The organism is Streptomyces silaceus, assembly GCF_001419745.1.
GTDB lineage: Bacteria > Actinomycetota > Actinomycetes > Streptomycetales > Streptomycetaceae > Streptomyces > Streptomyces silaceus.
Map to the genome: position 1 here is coordinate 102,356 of NZ_LIRJ01000034.1, position 17,314 is coordinate 119,669.

Below are 17,314 nucleotides of genomic sequence, written 5' to 3' on the forward strand. Positions count from 1 at the left end.
ATCCGCCCGGTTTCCGTACGAATGTCGGCACGAGAGGTCCACGTGAACAAGCAGCAGATCCCGGTCGTCGTCCTCGCCGGCTTCCTGGGTTCTGGCAAGACGACCCTGCTCAACCATCTGCTGCACCGCAGCGGCGGCACCCGGATCGGTGCGATCGTCAACGACTTCGGGTCCATCGAGATCGACGCCATGTCGGTCGCGGGGCAGCTCGGCGACTCGACCGTCTCCCTGGGCAACGGCTGTCTCTGCTGTGCCGTGGACGCGAGCGAACTCGACGAGTACCTGGAGCGGCTCGCCCGGCCCGCCGCCGGGATCGACGTCATCGTCATCGAGGCGAGCGGGCTCGCCGAGCCGCAGGAGCTCGTGAAGATGCTGCTCGCCAGCGAGAACGCGCACATCGTCTACGGAGGGCTCGTCGAGGTCGTCGACGCCGCCGAGTTCGACACCACCAGGGAGCGGCACCCCGAGCTGGACCGGCATCTGGGCATCGCCGATCTCGTCGTGGTCAACAAGGCCGACCGGGTGGCCCCGGCGGAGTACGAGCGGGTTCTCGGGGTGGTCGCCGGGCTGACGGACCGGGCGGCCGTGGTGCCCGCCTCGTACGGGCGCGTGGACGTGGAGATGATCCTCGACCGCAAGCCCGTGGGGGAGCGGATCGGGCAGTTGTCGTTCGAGGACCTGCGTGAGGACGGTGGCGCGGGTGAGGGGGAGGACGAGGACGGTGGGAGCGGCCGCGGCTCTTGCGATCACCCGCACTGCGAGGGCAGCCACGACGCGCACTCCGAAGGCAGCCACGGACACCCGCACTCCGGAGGTGGCCACGGCCACCTGCACTCCGCCTACGAAAGCCTCTCCTTCACCTCCGAAGCGCCCCTGGGCCCCCGCCCCTTGATGGCCTTCCTGGACAGCAGGCCCGAGGGGCTCTACCGCATCAAGGGGTACGTCGACTTCGGCCCGGCCGACCCGAAGAACCGGTACGAGGTGCACGCCGTCGGGCGGTTCCTGCGCTTCTATCCGGAGCCCTGGGGTCCGGGCGAGCCGCGGCTGACGCAGCTCGTGCTCATCGGGGCGGGCATCGACGTACCCGCCCTGGAGAAGGGGCTCCAGGCCTGTCGTGAGAACGCCCCACAGGCCGATGAGCACGGCATGTGGGGCGTCCTGCGGTACGTCCAGGAGGTCCAGGAGGTCCAGGAGGTCCAGGAGGTCCAGGAGGTCCAAGAACTCCAGGACCTTCAGCCGGAGGACTGAGCCGGCTACACCGGACCCGCCACCGCCGCCACCGGCTTCTTGAGGGAGACGCCCGAGCCGTCACGGCGCGGGTCGACCTCCGGGAGCTCGGCCGGCGTGCCGTTGCGCTGCGCCGCGTGCGGCGGCGTCGGGCCCGCCCAGGCGAAGCTCAGACAGTCCTCGCCCTTCAGGAACCGCTGGACCCGCACACCACCGGTGGCACGCCCCTTGCGCGGGTACTGGTCGAACGGCGTGAGCTTGGCGGTCGTCTGCACCGAGTCGTCCAGCGTGCCGCGCGAGCCCGCCACCGTGAAGACGACCCCGTCCGTCGCCGGGTCCACCGCGGTGAAGGAGATGACCTTCGCGCCGTCGGCGAGCTTGATGCCCGCCATGCCGCCCGCCGGACGGCCCTGCGGGCGTACCTGCGAGGCCTGATAGCGCAGCAGCTGGGCGTCGTCCGTGATGAAGACGAGGTCCTCCTCGCCGGTGCGCAGCTCGGCCGCGCCGACGATCCGGTCGCCGTCCTTGAGGGTGATGACCTCCAACTCCTCCTTGTTGGACGGATAGTCGGGGACCACGCGCTTGACGACGCCCTGCGCGGTGCCGAGCGCGAGCCCCGGGGACGACTCGTCGAGCGTCATCAGACAGATCAGCGTCTCGTCGCCCTCCAGGGAGAGCAGCTCCGAAACGGGTGCCCCTCCGGAGAGGTTGGGCGCGCCCGCCGTCTCCGGGAGCTGCGGAAGGTCCACTACGGAGAGGCGCAGCAGCCGTCCCTCGGAGGTGACCGCGCCGACCTCGCCGCGCGCCGTCGCCGGCACCGCGGAGACGATCACGTCGTGCTTGACGCGCTTGGTGTCGCCGTCGGCGAAGGGCTCGCCGTTCGCCGTGCGGGCCAGCAGGCCCGTCGAGGACAGGAGCACCCGGCACGGGTCGTCCGCGACCTGGAGGGGGACCGCGGTGGCCGCGGTGCCGGAGGACTCCAGGAGCACCGTGCGCCGGTCGGTGCCGAACTTCTTCGCCACGGCGGCCAGTTCGGAGGAGACCAGCTTGCGCAGCTCGGCGTCCGACTCCAGGATGCCGGTCAGCTCGTCGATCTCGCCGTTGAGCTTGTCGCGCTCGGACTCCAGCTCGATGCGGTCGTACTTGGTCAGACGGCGCAGCGGGGTGTCCAGGATGTACTGCGTCTGGACGTCGCTCAGCGAGAAGCGCTCCATCAGGCGCTCCTTGGCCTGCGCGGAGTTCTCGCTGGAGCGGATGAGGCGGATGACCTCGTCGATGTCCAGGAGGGCGACCAGGAGGCCCTCGACCAGGTGCAAGCGGTCGCGCTTCTTGCCCCGGCGGAACTCGCTGCGGCGGCGCACCACGTTGAACCGGTGGTCGAGGTAGACCTCCAGGAGCTCCTTGAGGCCGAGCGTCAGGGGCTGGCCGTCCACCAGTGCCACATTGTTGATGCCGAAGGACTCCTCCATCGGCGTCAGCTTGTAGAGCTGCTCCAGGACGGCCTCGGGGACGAAGCCGTTCTTGATCTCGATGACCAGGCGCAGGCCGTGCGCGCGGTCGGTGAGGTCCTTGACGTCGGCGATGCCCTGCAGCTTCTTCGAGCCGACCAGGTCCTTGATCTTGGAGATGACCTTCTCGGGGCCGACCGTGAAGGGCAGTTCGGTGACGACGAGGCCCTTGCGGCGCGGCGTCACGTTCTCCACGGAGACCGTGGCGCGGGTCTTGAAGGTGCCGCGGCCCGATTCGTACGCGTCCCTGATGCCGCTCAGGCCGACGATCCGGCCGCCCGTGGGCAGGTCGGGGCCCGGCACGAACTTCATCAGCGTCTCGAGGTCGGCCCCCGGGTGCTTGATGAGGTGGCGGGCGGCGGCGATGACCTCGCCGAGGTTGTGCGGCGCCATGTTCGTCGCCATGCCGACCGCGATGCCCGACGAGCCGTTCACCAGGAGGTTCGGGTACGCGGCCGGGAGGGCGGACGGCTCCATCTCCTGGCCGTCGTAGTTCGGCGTGAAGTCGACCGTGTCCTCGTCGATCGACTCCGTCATCAGGGAGGTGGCGTCGGCCATCCGGCACTCGGTGTACCGCATGGCGGCCGGCGGGTCGTCGTTGCCCAGCGAGCCGAAGTTGCCGTGGCCGTCGACCATCGGCAGGCGCATGGAGAAGGGCTGGGCCATACGGACCAGCGCGTCGTAGATCGACGCGTCGCCGTGGGGGTGCAACTTACCCATGACCTCGCCGACGACGCGGGCACACTTCACGTAGCCGCGGTCGGGGCGCAGGCCCATCTCGTTCATCTGGTACACGATCCGGCGCTGCACGGGCTTCATGCCGTCGCGCGCGTCCGGCAGGGCACGGGAGTAGATGACCGAATACGCGTACTCGAGGAAGGAGCCCTGCATCTCGTCGACGACGTCGATGTCGAGGATCTTCTCCTCGTACGAGTCGTCGGGCGGCGGGGTCTTCGTGCTGCGGCGGGCCATCGCTGCTGCGGCTCCTTCACCAGGCAAGTGCGGGATCTGACGCCGACCATTGTGGACCGTCCCACTGACAACGCCGACCACGACCCGTGCCACGGCGCTGTCACCCGCGACTACGCCGAGGGCGGACCGGGAACTTCGTCAGGTGTCAGCACGCTTGCATACAGTGGCAGGACTGGCAGGAAAGTTCTGAAAAGCAGCGATCGAAGGGACGTACATGCCCATGGGTCACACGGCCACGGCCGAGGCCGGCTCCGGCGGCCTGACAGCGACCGAGCACCGGCTGGCCAACGGCCTGCGGGTGGTGCTCTCGGAGGACCATCTGACCCCGGTCGCCGCGGTCTGCCTCTGGTACGACGTCGGCTCGCGCCACGAGGTCAAGGGCCGTACCGGCCTCGCCCACCTCTTCGAGCACCTCATGTTCCAGGGCTCGCAGCAGGTGCACGGCAATGGCCACTTCGAGCTGGTCCAGGGAGCGGGCGGCTCGCTGAACGGCACGACGAGCTTCGAGCGCACCAACTACTTCGAGACCATGCCGGCCCACCAGTTGGAGCTGGCCCTGTGGCTCGAGGCCGACCGCATGGGCTCGCTGCTCTCCGCGCTCGACGACGAGTCGATGGAGAACCAGCGGGACGTGGTGAAGAACGAGCGCCGCCAGCGCTACGACAACGTGCCCTACGGCACGGCGTTCGAGAAGCTGGTCGCCCTCGCGTACCCGGAGGGGCACCCCTACCACCACACGCCGATCGGCTCGATGGCCGACCTGGACGCGGCCACCCTGGAAGACGCGCGGCACTTCTTCCGCACGTACTACGCGCCCAACAACGCCGTCCTGTCGGTCGTCGGCGACATCGACCCGGAGCAGACGCTCGCCTGGGTCGAGAAGTACTTCGGGTCGATCCCCTCGCACGACGGAAAGCAGCCGCCGCGCGACGGCGCCCTGCCCGAGCGCATCGGCGAGCAGCTGCGCGAGGTCGTCGAGGAGGACGTCCCGGCCCGCGCCCTGATGTCCGCCTACCGCCTCCCGCACGACGGCACGCGCGCGTGCGACGCCGCCGACCTGGCCCTGACCGTCCTCGGCAGCGGCGAGTCCTCCCGGCTGTACAACCGGCTCGTGCGCCGCGACCGCACCGCCGTCGCCGCCGGGTTCGGCCTGCTGCGCCTGGCCGGCGCGCCGTCGCTCGGCTGGCTGGACGTGAAGACCTCCGGCGACGTCGAGGTGCCCGTCATCGAGGCCGCCGTCGACGAGGAGCTCGCCCGCTTCGCCGAGGAGGGCCCCACCGCGGAGGAGATGGAGCGCGCGCAGGCGCAGCTGGAGCGCGAGTGGCTCGACCGCCTCGGCACGGTCGCGGGCCGCGCCGACGAACTGTGCCGGTACGCCGTCCTGTTCGGCGACCCGCAGCTCGCCCTCACCGCCGTGCGGCGCGTCCTCGACGTCACCGCGGAAGAGGTCAAGGAGGTCGCGGCCGCCTGCCTGCGCCCGGACAACCGCGCGGTGCTCGTGTACGAGCCCGTGACCGCCGACGAGGCCGACACCGACGAGACCGCATCCGCCGCCGACGCGAGCGCACAGGAAGAGGAGGCGGCGAAGTGACCGAGGCCGCGACGATGCAGTTCCACCCCCAGCCGCAGGCCGGCCCGGCCCGGCCGTGGGCCTTCCCCGCGCCCGAGCGCGGCGCGCTCGCCAACGGCCTCACCGTGCTGCGCTGCCACCGCCCCGGCCAGCAGGTCGTCGCCGTCGAGATCCACCTGGAGGCGCCGCTGGACGCCGAGCCGGAGGGCCTGGACGGCGTCGCCACCATCATGGCGAGGGCTCTCTCCGAAGGCACCGACAAGCACTCCGCGGAGGAGTTCGCCGCCGAGCTCGACCGCTGCGGCGCCACCTTCGACGCGCACGCCGACCACCCCGGCGTCCGCGTCTCCCTCGAAGTGCCCGTATCCCGCCTGCCGAAGGCGCTCGGCCTGGTCGCCGACGCCCTGCGGGCCCCGGCCTTCGACGACAGCGAGGTCGAGCGCCTCGTACGCAACCGCCTGGACGAGATCCCGCACGAGGCCGCCAACCCGGCGCGCCGCGCCGCCAAGGAGCTCTTCCGGCAGCTCTTCCCCGCCTCCGCGCGCATGTCGCGGCCGCGCCAGGGCACCGAGGAGACGGTCACCGCCATCGACTCGGCGGCCGTGCGCGCCTTCTACGAGAAGCACGTGCGGCCCGCCACGGCCACGCTCGTCGTGGTCGGCGACCTCACGGGCACCGACCTGGACGCCGTCCTCGCGGACACCGTCGGCGCCTGGACGGGCTCCGCGGCCGAGCCGCGCCCGGTGCCGCCGGTGACCGCCGACGACCACGGCCGCGTCGTCATCGTGGACCGCCCCGGCGCCGTCCAGACGCAGCTGCTGATCGGCCGCATCGGCGCGGACCGGCACGACCGCGTGTGGCCCGCCCAGGTCCTCGGCACGTACTGCCTGGGCGGCACCCTCACCTCCCGCCTGGACCGCGTCCTGCGCGAGGAGAAGGGATACACCTACGGCGTACGGGCGTTCGGCCAGGTGCTGCGTTCGGCGCCGGACGGATCGGGCGCCGCCATGCTCGGCATCAGCGGCTCGGTGGACACGCCGAACACCGGCCCGGCCCTCGACGACCTCTGGAAGGTCCTGCGCACCCTCGCCGCCGAGGGCCTCACGGACGCCGAGCGCGACGTGGCCGTGCAGAACCTCGTGGGCGTCGCCCCGCTGAAGTTCGAGATGGCCGCCTCCGTGGCGGCCACGCTCGCCGACCAGGTCGAGCAGCACCTGCCGGACGACTTCCAGGCGCGCCTGTACCAGCAGTTGGCCACCACGGGCACCGTGGAGGCCACCGCCGCCGTCGTGAACGCCTTCCCGGAGGACCGTCTGGTGACGGTCCTGGTCGGCGACGCCGCGCAGATCGAGGAGCCCGTCAAGGCGCTCGGGATCGGCGAGGTGACGGTCGTCACCGGCTGAGTGACCGTCAGACGGTCCGGCCCCCGGGTGCCCGGGAGGCGGACCGCCGGACAGTCAGGACATTTCGTGACCCCGGCGACCGTTTCGGCCGCCGGGGTCCTCATATGTCCGAATTCATATGGAGGTTGCCTGTCTGGTGTGTGGCGTGCGCTACAAAACACCGGTTCTGTTTGTCGATCGAAAGATGCCCCGTTTAGCGTCGGTCCGGCTGTCCGTCACGCAGTACGTCGCATCCGCGACACCGGACAGTCATCGCCGAGTCCCCGTACGGCGCGAGCCAGGGGAGCCGGGGACCCACACGTCCCTTGGGGTGAATCGGACACCTTGCCGCGAGGCGAGGGATCCGTAGGAGACCTTCCTGCTCCGAACCCGTCAGCTAACCCGGTAGGCGAGAGGGAAGGAAAGGACCAGCCGCTTCATGGCGTTCACCCGTGCCACCGGGAAGCACCGTCGTCCGAGCCGACTGACGCGCACCACGGCGAACGCCGCGGGTGTCGCGGCGCTCACCACCACCGGCGTCATCGGAGGCCTCGCGGGCCAGGCGTTCGCCGCCCCCGACGACATGGCCGTCGAGCACACCGGACTCACCCAGGCCGTCTCCGTGGGCGACTCGCTCGCCGCGGGCGTCGACGCGCAGGCCGTCGCGCAGAAGCAGGCGGCCGCCGACGCCGCTGCCGCCGAGCAGGCCGAAGAGGCCGCCAAGAAGAAGGCGGCGGAGCAGAAGCGCAAGGCCGAGGCCGAGGCCAAGGCGAAGGCCAAGAAGGAGCGCGAGGCCAAGGAGCGCGCCGCCCGCGAGGCCGAGCGCAAGCGCCTGAACACCTACGTCTCCCCGATCTCCGGCAGCTACGTCTCCACGGGCTACCAGACCGGAGGCGCCATGTGGTCCTCCGGCAGCCACACCGGCGTCGACTTCCACGCCGCGTCCGGCACCACGGTCCACGCGGTCGGCTCCGGCACCGTCGTCGAGGCCGGCTGGGGCGGCGCCTACGGCAACAACGTCGTCATCAAGATGAACGACGGCACGTACACCCAATACGGCCACATGTCGTCCCTCAGCGTCACCGTCGGCCAGACGGTCACCCCGGGTCAGCAGATAGGCCTCTCGGGCTCCACCGGCAACTCCAGTGGCCCGCACCTCCACTTCGAGGCCCGCACCGGCGCCGACTACGGCTCGGACATCGACCCGGTCTCGTACCTGCGCTCGCACGGCGTCAACGTCTGACCGACGCGACCCGCGGCGCCCTCGCGCCCACGCGGCGCACCCCGCACCACCTCGAAAGCCCCGGCTCGCCCCGAGCCGGGGCTTTCGCCGTTCACCGCCCGGGGCGCCTTCCGGACCTTCGTGTACTCCACGTCTTCCGGGCCTTCCTGCCCGTCCCCGCCTTCTTGGCCAAAAGATATCCATGGATTCCCGCCCGCCGTCGGAAATTGCGGCGCTCTGCAATAGAGTCGCAGAACGAGCGTCGGTCGACCGCGTTTCGCGGGGATTAAGGCGGAGGTCCGGTCATGCGCATTCCGGCGCATTCGGTATGCACGGCGATCCGGGACGACATTGTGTCCGGTGTGTATGAAAGAGGCGGCCGCCTCACCGAGGACCTCCTCGCGCGCCGCTACGGCGTCTCCCGCGTCCCCGTGCGCGAGGCGCTGCGCACCCTGGAGGCCGAGGGCTTCGTCGTCACCCGCAGGCACGCGGGCGCGTGCGTGGCCGAACCGACGGAGGAGGAGGCCGCCGACCTCCTGGAGATCCGGCTGCTGCTCGAACCGCTCGCCGCGGCCCGCGCCGCGCAGCGCCGCACCGAGGCGCACCTCAAGGTCCTGCGCGGCCTCGTCAGGCTGGGCCAGGAGCGGTGCAGGAGCGGCCGGGGGGAGGATCTGGCGTCCCTGGGCGGCTGGTTCCACGAGACGCTCGCCCAGGCGTCCGGCAGCGCCGGGCTCGGTACCCTGCTCACCCAGCTCCGCCACAAGATCGCCTGGATGTACGTCGTACGGCCGTCGGCGGCGCCGGCCGAGTCCTGGGCCGAGCACGCCGCGATCGTCGACGCGGTGGCCCGCGGGGACGCGGAGCGGGCCAGGACGCTCACCGCGGCGCACGCCGAGCGCGTGGCGGCGGCGCATCAGTGGCGCCCCGTGCGGCCGGGCATCCCGGTGAGGGATTCGCAACATGCCGTAAACACGGTGAGCCTCCCGAATTAACGGGAGCGCCGTATACAAAGAGAGGTGCGCGTTCGTCGCATGTAAAAGCAATTGCGGAGGCGCCGTATGTGGCGGTGATTGCGTAATCTTCGCGCGCGGAGTAATTGTGGAAGCCTCGTGCGCGAAGGTGATGAATTCCGTGCGGCTACGTCATCGCGCGTGCGCGCAAACGTCGAGGGGGTCGCCCGGAATTCCGGGCGACCCCCTCGACGTTCTGCGGGGAAACGTGTCCTAGACCGTCTCCGGAAGCTCCTCGAGCCCCTCCGCGACCAGCTTCGCCAGACGGTCGAGCGCGGCGTCCGCGCCCTCGGCGTCGGAGGCCAGGACGACCTCCTCGCCGCCCTGGGCACCCAGGCCGAGCACCGCGAGCATCGAGGCGGCGTTGACCGGGTTGCCGTCGGCCTTGGCGATCGTCACGGGGACGCCGGCGGCCGTGGCCGCACGGACGAAGATGGAGGCGGGTCGGGCGTGAAGGCCCTCGGCCCAGCCGACGTTGACGCGGCGCTCAGCCATGTGTTGCTGCCCTTCCAGGTGTCTCACACTTGTCTAGACCAGTGTCTCATGCCGTCGCGGGTGCTCCGTCGGACTCACGTCCGGACCTGCCCGGACGTGAGTCCATGGCCGCCCGGCCGTACGCCCCGCGCCCGGCCGCCGTTCGACCCGTCCTAGCCTGCCCCGGCCCCGGCGGCCGCGCGACCCGTACCCTGGCCCCATGCAGACCCCGTCGGATCAGCAGGATCGGCACGACTATCCCTCCCACTGGGAAGCCGACGTGGTGCTGCGCGACGGGGGCACCGCCCGCATCAGGCCCATCACGGCCGAGGACGCGGACCGCCTGGTCAGCTTCTACGAACAGGTCTCGGACGAGTCGAAGTACTACCGCTTCTTCGCGCCCTACCCGCGCCTGTCCGCCAAGGACGTGCACCGCTTCACCCATCACGACCACGTCGACCGGGTGGGCCTCGCCGCGACCGTGGGCGGCGAGTTCATCGCCACCGTGCGCTACGACCGCATCGACGCGCGCGGCATGGCCGCCAGCGCCCCCGCCGACGAGGCCGAGGTCGCCTTCCTCGTGCAGGACGCCCACCAGGGCAGGGGCGTCGCCTCCACTCTCCTGGAGCACATCGCGGCCGTCGCCAGGGAGCGCGGCATCCGCCGCTTCGCCGCCGAGGTGCTGCCCGCCAACACCAAGATGATCAAGGTGTTCACCGACGCGGGCTACCAGCAGAAGCGCAGCTTCGAGGACGGCGTCGTCCGCCTGGAGTTCGACCTGGAGCCGACCGACCGGTCGCTGGCCGTGCAGCGCGCCCGTGAGCACCGCGCCGAGGCCCGGTCGGTGCAGCGGCTGCTCACACCGGGGTCGGTGGCCGTGATCGGCGTGGGCCGCACCCCCGGCGGCGTGGGCCGCAGCGTGCTGCGCAACCTCCGGGAGGCCGGCTTCACCGGGCGCCTGTACGCGGTGAACGCCGCGTTCACCGAGGGCACCGAGATCGACGGGCTGCCGGCGCACCGCTCCGTGGCGGCCGTCGAGGAGCCCGTGGACCTCGCCGTGATCGCCGTACCCGCCGACCGGGTGCCCCAGGTCGTCGCCGAGTGCGGCGAGCGCGGGGTGCGGGGCCTCGTGGTGCTCTCCGCCGGGTACGGGGAGAGCGGCGCCGAGGGCCGCGAGCGGCAGCGCGAACTGGTGCGCCAGGCCCGGTCGTACGGCATGCGCCTGATCGGCCCCAACGCCTTCGGCGTCATCAACACCTCGCCCGGGACGCGGCTCAACGCCTCACTCGCCCCGCAGCCGCCCGCGCGCGGGCGCATCGGTCTGTTCACCCAGTCCGGCGCGATCGGCATCGCCCTGCTCTCCGGTCTGCACCGGCGGGGCGCGGGCCTGTCCACCTTCGTCGGCTCCGGCAACCGCGCGGACGTGTCCGGCAACGACGTCCTCCAGTACTGGTACGAGGACCCGGACACCGACGTCACGCTGATGTACCTGGAGACCATCGGCAACCCGCGCAAGTTCACCCGCCTCGCCCGGCGCTCGGCCACCGCCAAGCCGCTCGTCGTCGTGCAGGGCGCCCGGCACAGCGGCATCGCCCCCACGGGGCACGCCGTGCAGGCCACGCGGCTGCCGCACGCCACCGTCTCGGCGCTGCTGCGCCAGGCGGGGGTCATCCGTGTCGACACCGTCACCGAGATGGTCGACGCGGGCCTGCTGCTCGCGGGGCAGCCGCTGCCGGCCGGGCCCCGCGTGGGCATCCTCGGGAACTCGGAGTCCCTCGGGCTCCTCACGTACGACGCGTGCGTCGCCGACGGACTGCGGCCGCTGCCGCCGCGCGACCTGACGACCGGTGCCACTCCGGCCGACTTCCGGGCCGCGCTCGCCGAGGCGCTCTCGGACGACACCTGCGACGCGGTGATCGTGAACGCGATCCCCTGGGTGGGCGAGGACGGGGACACGGCGGACCCCGAGACGCTGGCCACGGAGCTGCGGGCCGCCGCCGCGGGGTGCCCCGCCAAGCCGGTCGCCGTGGTCCACGTCGAGCTCGGCGGCCTCGCCGACGCGCTGGCCGCCGCCGCGAGCACCCGGCCCGACGCCCCCGCCCCCGGGACGGCCACTCCGGAGCAGCGCTCCACGGAACGCCCGCCCACGGAACGCCTGCCCTCGGCAGAAGCGGAACACACGTCCCGGCCAGGAGCGGAACACCCGTCCTCGCCAGAAGCGGAGCACCCGCACCCGCCGGAGGCGGCCCCCGCCGACCCCCTCGCCGAGCAGTACCGCATCCCCGCCTACCCCGCCGCCGAGCGGGCCGTCCGGGCGCTCTCCGAAGCCGTGAAGTACGCGCAGTGGCGGGGCGAGGCCGCCGAGCCCGGCCGGGTGCACGAGTACGACGACATCGACGAGAACGGCGCCGCCGACCGCATCACCGAGCTCCTCGCCAAGGACGGCGATCCGCGCGGGGTCACCCTCGCCCCGGCCGACGCCCACGAACTCCTCGGGCGGTACGGCATCCCCGTACGGCAGGCCCTGCCCGCGCCCGATCCCGACGCGGCGGTGGCGGCCGCCCGCACGCTCGGCTACCCGGTGGCCCTGAAGACCACGGCCCCGCACCTGCGCCACCGCGCCGACCTCGGGGGAGTGCGCCTCGACCTCGCCGACGAGGAACAACTGCGCCGGGCGTACCAGGAGTTGACGGACCTCTTCGGAAGGCCCGCCGAGCTGCGGCCGGTCGTCCAGGGCATGGTGCCGCGGGGTGTCGACACCGTCGTGCGCGCGGTCATCGACCCGGCGGCCGGAGCGGTGCTCTCGTTCGGGCTCGCGGGCGCCCCGTCCGAACTGCTGGGCGACACGGCACACCGCCTCATCCCGGTGACCGACCGCGAGGCCACCTCCTTGGTCAGGTCGATCCGGACCGCACCTCTCCTGTTCGGCTGGCGGGGCTCGGCCCCCGTGGACACCCCCGCCCTCGAAGAACTGCTCCAGAGGGTCTCCCGGCTCGTCGACGACCACCCCGAGGTGGTCGCCGTCTCCCTGGAGCCCGTGGTCGTCGCCCAGCACGGCCTCTCCGTGCTCGGCGCCACGGTCCGTCTCGCGCCGCCGCCCGCGCGCGACGACCTCGGCCCGCGCACACTGCCCGGGTACTGACGCACGCCCCTTCCGGGTGCCGAAGGGCGCATCTCGGGTACGGGAGCACGTGTCCCGGGTACGTGAGCACCCCGCCCGGGAGCGAGGCGGCCCACGGGGGCACCGTGCGCCCCGCACCGGGCCGTAGGATGGAGGGCATGGCAAAGACCGGTACGACGACCCAGGGGCTGCGCGCGGCGATCGAGCGCAGCGGCTACTACCCGGCCCTCGTGGCCGAGGCGGTGGAGGCCGCGATCGGCGGCGAGGCCATCGGGTCGTATCTGGTCCACCAGGAGACGACGTTCGACGCCAACGAGGTGCGCAGGCACGTCACGGTCCTCGTGCTGACCGGCACGCGCTTCATCGTCAGCCACACCGACGAGCAGGCGGCGGACAGCACCTCCCCGACGCCGTACGCGACGACCTCCACCGAGTCGGTCGAGATCGGCCGCATCTCCTCCGTCGTGGTCAGCCGCGTCGTCGCCAACCCCGAGAAGTACGTGCCGGGGACGCTGCCCCGCGAGGTCGTCCTGACCATCGGCTGGGGTGCGGTGTCCCGCATCGACCTGGAGCCCGCCGCCTGCGGCGACCCCAACTGCGAGGCGGACCACGGCTACACCGGCAGCTCCACCGCCGACGACCTGAGCCTGCGCGTCAGCGAGGCGGGCGACGGCCCCGACGCCGTGCGGCAGACCCTCGCCTTCGCCCAGGCGCTGTCCGAGGCGACCGCGGACACCGCGCGCTGATGGCGCTGCCTTCCTGGGACGACGTACAGCCCCTCGCCCTCGACACCGCCCCCGTGCCCCAGTACGGCGCGGGATCGCTCGCCGACCTGCTGCCCACGCTGGTGGCCCACCAGGGCGTGCCCGGCTACGACACCCCGGCCATCGCCGAACTCGCCCCGGCCGACCGGAACTGCGTGTTCCTGATCGACGGCCTGGGCTGGGAGCAGCTCAAGGCGCACCCGGCCGAGGCGCCCTTTCTGACCTCGCTGCTGCGGAGCTCGCGCGGCGGCACGGGCCGGCCCATCACCGCGGGCTTCCCGGCCACCACCGCGACCTCCCTGGCCTCGGTGGGCACCGGCCTGCCGCCCGGCGCGCACGGCCTGCCCGGCTACACCGTCCGCAACCCGGCCACCGACGAGCTGATGAACCAGCTCCGCTGGAACCCGTGGACCGAGCCGCACGCCTGGCAGCCGCACCCCACCGTCTTCCAGCGGGCCCACGAGGCCGGCGTGCACACCGCCCAGGTGTCCTCGCCGACCTTCGAGCACACCCCGCTCACCAAGGTCGCCCTCAGCGGCGGCACCTTCCGGGGCAAGCTCTCAGGAGAGGACCGCATGGACCTCGCCGCCGAGCAACTGGCCGCGGGGGACCGTTCGTTGGTCTACACCTACTACGCCGAGGTGGACGGCAAGGGCCACCGCTTCGGTGTCGACTCCGACGCCTGGCGCGGCCAGCTCATGTACGTCGACCGGCTCGTCCAGCGCCTCGCCGAGCAGTTGCCCCCGCGCAGCGCGCTGTACGTCACCGCCGACCACGGCATGCTCGACATCCCCTTCGAGGAGAGCGCCCGCATCGACTTCGACGAGGACTGGGAGCTGCGCGCGGGCGTCGCCCTGCTCGGCGGCGAGGGCCGCGCCCGGCACGTCTACGCGGTGCCCGGCGCCGCGAACGACGTCCTGACGGTGTGGCGCGAGGTCCTCGGCGAACAGTTCTGGGTGGCGGGCCGTGACGAGGCCATCGCGGCGGGCTGGTTCGGTCCACACATTGATCAACGTGTGTACGACCGCATCGGCGACGTCGTCGCGGCGGCCCACGACGACGTGGCGATCATCGCCACCGAGCGCGAGCCCAAGGAGTCCGCCCTGGTCGGCATGCACGGCTCCATGACCCCCGTCGAGCAGCTCGTCCCCCTTCTCGAAGTCCGCACCTGACCGCCCCGCGTCCGCCGCGCCCGTCCACTCCCTCTCTCCCTCCGCCCGACCCGAAAGGTCCCCGACTTCCCATGCCCGAGCTGGTGTTCTTCTCCGGAACGATGGACTGCGGAAAGAGCACACTGGCTCTGCAGATCGAGCACAACCGTTCCGCGCGCGGGCTCCAGGGGATGATCTTCACCAGGGACGACCGCGCGGGTGAGGGCAAGCTCTCCTCGCGGCTCGGTCTGGTCACCGACGCGATCGAGGCCGCGGACGACTTCGACTTCTACGCCCACCTCGTCGACCACCTCTCCAAGGGCGGCCGCGCGGACTACGTCATCGCCGACGAGGCGCAGTTCCTCGCTCCGGAGCAGATCGACCAGCTCGCCCGGATCGTCGACGACCTCGGCCTCGACGTCTTCGCCTTCGGCATCACCACGGACTTCCGCTCCAAGCTCTTCCCCGGCTCGCAGCGCCTGGTCGAACTCGCCGACCGCGTCGAGGTCCTCCAGGTCGAGGCGCTGTGCTGGTGCGGAGCCCGCGCCACGCACAACGCCCGCACCATAGGCGGCGAGATGGTGGTCGAGGGCGCCCAGGTCGTCATCGGTGACGTCAACCAGTCGCCGGACGAGGTCGGTTACGAAGTGCTGTGCCGCCGCCATCACCTGCGCAGGACGACGGCGGCGACCGCGCGTGCCGGAGCCCTGTCGCCCGACGTGCTGCCGGTCGACACGGCCCCAGCCCGCCCCTGAACCGGGTGCCTCGACGCCCGGGTCGACCTGGCGCGTCGGCGCACAGAGGGCACGGAAGGCACAGAAGGCATGAACGGCGCGGAATCGGCGTCGGCGCGCGGAATCAGTCGTCGGTGTGCGAGCACACCACCGTGAACACCGCGCCCTCCGGATCCGCGACCGTCGCCATGCGGCCGTGCGTGCCGACCCGGGCCGGCCGGACGACGTGGCCGCCCAGTTCGATGACGCGGTTCACCGCCTCGTCCACGTCGGTGACCTCGAAGTACGTCATCCAGTGCGCGCCGCGGTCGCGCGGCAGCGCCTGGCCCACGCCGTGCACGGACGCCACCGGGCGGCCCTCGACGTGCAGGGTCAGATGGTCGAAGTCGGCCGAGACGACGGCCTCTTCGGTGTAGCCGAACACCGTCTCGTAGAACTTCGCGACGCCGGCGGTCTCCCGGGTCACCAGCTCGTTCCACGTCGACGTGCCAGGCCTGCCGACCACCGCGCTGCCCAGGTGGGCCGCGGCCTGCCAGATGCCGAACACGGCGCCCGCCGGGTCCGACGCGATCGCCATGCGGCCCGCCTCGCCCGCGTCGATCGGGCCGACCCCGACCGTGCCGCCGCAGTGCCGCACCGCCTCGGCCGTCGCGTCCGCGTCGTCCGTCGCCAGATAGGGCGTCCAGGCGATGGGCAGCTGGCGGTCGGGCGGCAGCTGGCCGATGCCGGCCACCTCGCGGCCGTCCAGGAGCGCCCGTACGTAGGGGCCGAGCTGCTCGGGGCCGGGACGGAACTCCCAGCCGAAGAGCGCGCCGTAGAACTCCTGTGTCGCACTCAGGTCGTGTGCCATCAGGCTCACCCAGCACGGTGTGCCGGGCGTGCGCCGACCGGTCTCCGCGCCATCGCGCGGCTCCGGCCGCAAGGACTCCGACGAGCTCTGTCCGGAGGAGAGCCCATCCGCCCGCGCCTCGGTCATCGTCACCCTCTCCTCGGCCCTCTGGGAGGCCGCTCAGCTTCCGCTCTCGCACGTGCGTACCCGCGCCGTGCGCATGCGCGCCCGTGCAGATGCTCGCACCACCTGCCGCGCCTCGCGCCCCGGCCGCGCCGCACTGTCCGGCTTCCCGCGGAAGATGCCCGATTTCCGGTTGCTCATCCGTGAACGCGTCATTGCCGCGCGGTGTCCGTGCGCCGTACGGCGCGTGCATGGTTCCACACGCCCCGTGTCCGGGCGTGGTCCGGCGGAGCAGGCTAGCCGGACCTTGGCGGCACGGCCACCCCGTACGCAAGGATGGGGACCATGAATGCCATCATCTCCGCATCCGAACTCGCGAGCGACCTGGCGGGCGCGAACCCGCCGGTCGTGCTGGACGTCCGCTGGCAGCACGAGGGCTCGATGCGCTCGGCGTACGAAGAAGGGCACATCCCTTCCGCCGTCTTCGTCGACCTGGACGCCGACCTCGCGGGTCCGGCCGGTGCCGGCGGCCGCCACCCGCTCCCCGACCTGGACCGCTTCGGCGCCGTGATGCGGGCCGCGGGGGTCTCGCAGGACCGCGCCGTCGTCGTATACGACGGTGGCCAGAACTGGGCGGCGGCCCGTCTGTGGTGGATGCTGCGCTGGACGGGTCACTCGTCCGTCCGTGTCCTGGACGGCGGCATCGCCCTGTGGACGGGCCCGCTGGAGCAGGGCGCGGCCGCCGCCCCGGCCGAGGGTTCCTTCGTGCCCGCCCCGAACGACGCCGACCTCCTGGACGCGGACTCCGCGGCGGCCCTGGCCCGCTCGGGTCTGCTCCTCGACGCCCGCGCGGCCGAGCGCTACCGCGGCGAGGTCGAGCCCATCGACAGCGTGGCCGGGCACATCCCGGGCGCGGTGTCCGCGCCGACCACGGAGAACGTCGCCGCGGACGGCCGTTTCAAGCCCGCCGGCGAGCTGGCGGACCGTTTCAAGGCGCTGGGCGCGTCAGGTACTTCGGAGATCGGCGTCTACTGCGGCTCGGGCGTCTCGGGCGCCCATGAGGTGCTCGCCCTCGCGGTGGCGGGGATCCCGGCCGCGCTGTACGTCGGCTCGTGGTCGGAGTGGTCCTCCGACGCGTCGCGTCCGGTGGCCACAGGACCTGACCCGCAGTAGGGCGGTCCCGCGACGGCGAGGGGCCCCGCACCTCATGGGTGCGGGGCCCCTCGC

The 17,314-nt window shown here is 72.2% G+C and carries 13 protein-coding genes and 1 riboswitch; of the genes, 10 read left to right on the forward strand and 3 right to left on the reverse strand.

Annotated features, from left to right (window positions below):
• The first annotated feature begins 42 nt into the window (after positions 1 to 42).
• Positions 43 to 1,248, forward strand: a complete 1,206-nt coding sequence (locus AOK22_RS03860) for a CobW family GTP-binding protein (RefSeq protein ID WP_482255550.1) — start codon at positions 43 to 45, stop codon at positions 1,246 to 1,248.
• Positions 1,249 to 1,253: 5 nt separating this feature from the next.
• Here the strand turns inward: AOK22_RS03860 and AOK22_RS03865 are convergent, their stop codons facing one another.
• Positions 1,254 to 3,707, reverse strand: coding sequence for a DNA gyrase/topoisomerase IV subunit A (locus AOK22_RS03865; protein ID WP_055697110.1), 2,454 nt, complete (start codon positions 3,705 to 3,707; stop codon positions 1,254 to 1,256).
• A gap of 214 nt (positions 3,708 to 3,921) precedes the next feature.
• Here AOK22_RS03865 and AOK22_RS03870 point away from each other — a divergent pair, with 214 nt between their 5' ends.
• The 4 genes from AOK22_RS03870 to AOK22_RS03885 all read left to right on the forward strand — a co-directional run bounded on the left by AOK22_RS03870 (position 3,922) and on the right by AOK22_RS03885 (position 8,873).
• Complete coding sequence (locus tag AOK22_RS03870) at positions 3,922 to 5,298, forward strand: M16 family metallopeptidase (RefSeq protein ID WP_063795190.1); 1,377 nt, start codon at positions 3,922 to 3,924, stop codon at positions 5,296 to 5,298.
• Positions 5,295 to 6,680: a M16 family metallopeptidase gene (locus AOK22_RS03875; protein WP_055697112.1), complete on the forward strand. Its 1,386-nt coding sequence runs from the start codon at positions 5,295 to 5,297 to the stop codon at positions 6,678 to 6,680. The genes AOK22_RS03870 and AOK22_RS03875 overlap by 4 nt, the downstream gene beginning before the upstream one ends.
• Positions 6,681 to 6,923: 243 nt before the next feature.
• Positions 6,924 to 7,086, forward strand: a riboswitch (cyclic di-AMP (ydaO/yuaA leader).
• A gap of 12 nt (positions 7,087 to 7,098) precedes the next feature.
• Positions 7,099 to 7,902: a M23 family metallopeptidase gene (locus tag AOK22_RS03880; RefSeq protein WP_055697113.1), complete on the forward strand. Its 804-nt coding sequence runs from the start codon at positions 7,099 to 7,101 to the stop codon at positions 7,900 to 7,902.
• 284 nt (positions 7,903 to 8,186) lie between these two features.
• Complete coding sequence (locus tag AOK22_RS03885; RefSeq protein ID WP_055697114.1) at positions 8,187 to 8,873, forward strand: GntR family transcriptional regulator; 687 nt, start codon at positions 8,187 to 8,189, stop codon at positions 8,871 to 8,873.
• Between the two features lie 231 nt (positions 8,874 to 9,104).
• Here AOK22_RS03885 and AOK22_RS03890 read toward each other — a convergent pair whose 3' ends face one another.
• Positions 9,105 to 9,386: an HPr family phosphocarrier protein gene (locus AOK22_RS03890; RefSeq protein ID WP_055697115.1), complete on the reverse strand. Its 282-nt coding sequence runs from the start codon at positions 9,384 to 9,386 to the stop codon at positions 9,105 to 9,107.
• 199 nt (positions 9,387 to 9,585) lie between these two features.
• Between AOK22_RS03890 and AOK22_RS03895 the strand changes: the two genes are divergently transcribed.
• From AOK22_RS03895 to AOK22_RS03910, 4 genes are all read left to right on the forward strand, one after another.
• Positions 9,586 to 12,507: a bifunctional acetate--CoA ligase family protein/GNAT family N-acetyltransferase gene (locus AOK22_RS03895; protein ID WP_055697116.1), complete on the forward strand. Its 2,922-nt coding sequence runs from the start codon at positions 9,586 to 9,588 to the stop codon at positions 12,505 to 12,507.
• A gap of 137 nt (positions 12,508 to 12,644) precedes the next feature.
• Complete coding sequence (locus tag AOK22_RS03900; RefSeq protein ID WP_055697117.1) at positions 12,645 to 13,232, forward strand: DUF5998 family protein; 588 nt, start codon at positions 12,645 to 12,647, stop codon at positions 13,230 to 13,232.
• Complete coding sequence (locus AOK22_RS03905) at positions 13,232 to 14,422, forward strand: alkaline phosphatase family protein (protein ID WP_055697118.1); 1,191 nt, start codon at positions 13,232 to 13,234, stop codon at positions 14,420 to 14,422. Before AOK22_RS03900 ends, AOK22_RS03905 begins: the two co-directional genes overlap by 1 nt.
• A gap of 71 nt (positions 14,423 to 14,493) precedes the next feature.
• On the forward strand, positions 14,494 to 15,156 hold the full coding sequence (locus AOK22_RS03910) for a thymidine kinase (protein ID WP_055697119.1): 663 nt from the start codon (positions 14,494 to 14,496) through the stop codon (positions 15,154 to 15,156).
• Positions 15,157 to 15,259: 103 nt separating this feature from the next.
• Here AOK22_RS03910 and AOK22_RS03915 read toward each other — a convergent pair whose 3' ends face one another.
• Entirely contained in the window at positions 15,260 to 15,985 is a 726-nt protein-coding gene (locus tag AOK22_RS03915) for a VOC family protein (protein ID WP_055697145.1), read from the reverse strand.
• Positions 15,986 to 16,432: 447 nt separating this feature from the next.
• On the opposite strand from AOK22_RS03915, the gene AOK22_RS03920 reads away from it, so the two are divergent.
• A complete protein-coding gene (locus tag AOK22_RS03920; protein WP_055697120.1) occupies positions 16,433 to 17,260 on the forward strand; it encodes a sulfurtransferase in 828 nt (275 codons plus the stop codon).
• The last annotated feature ends 54 nt before the right edge of the window (positions 17,261 to 17,314 follow it).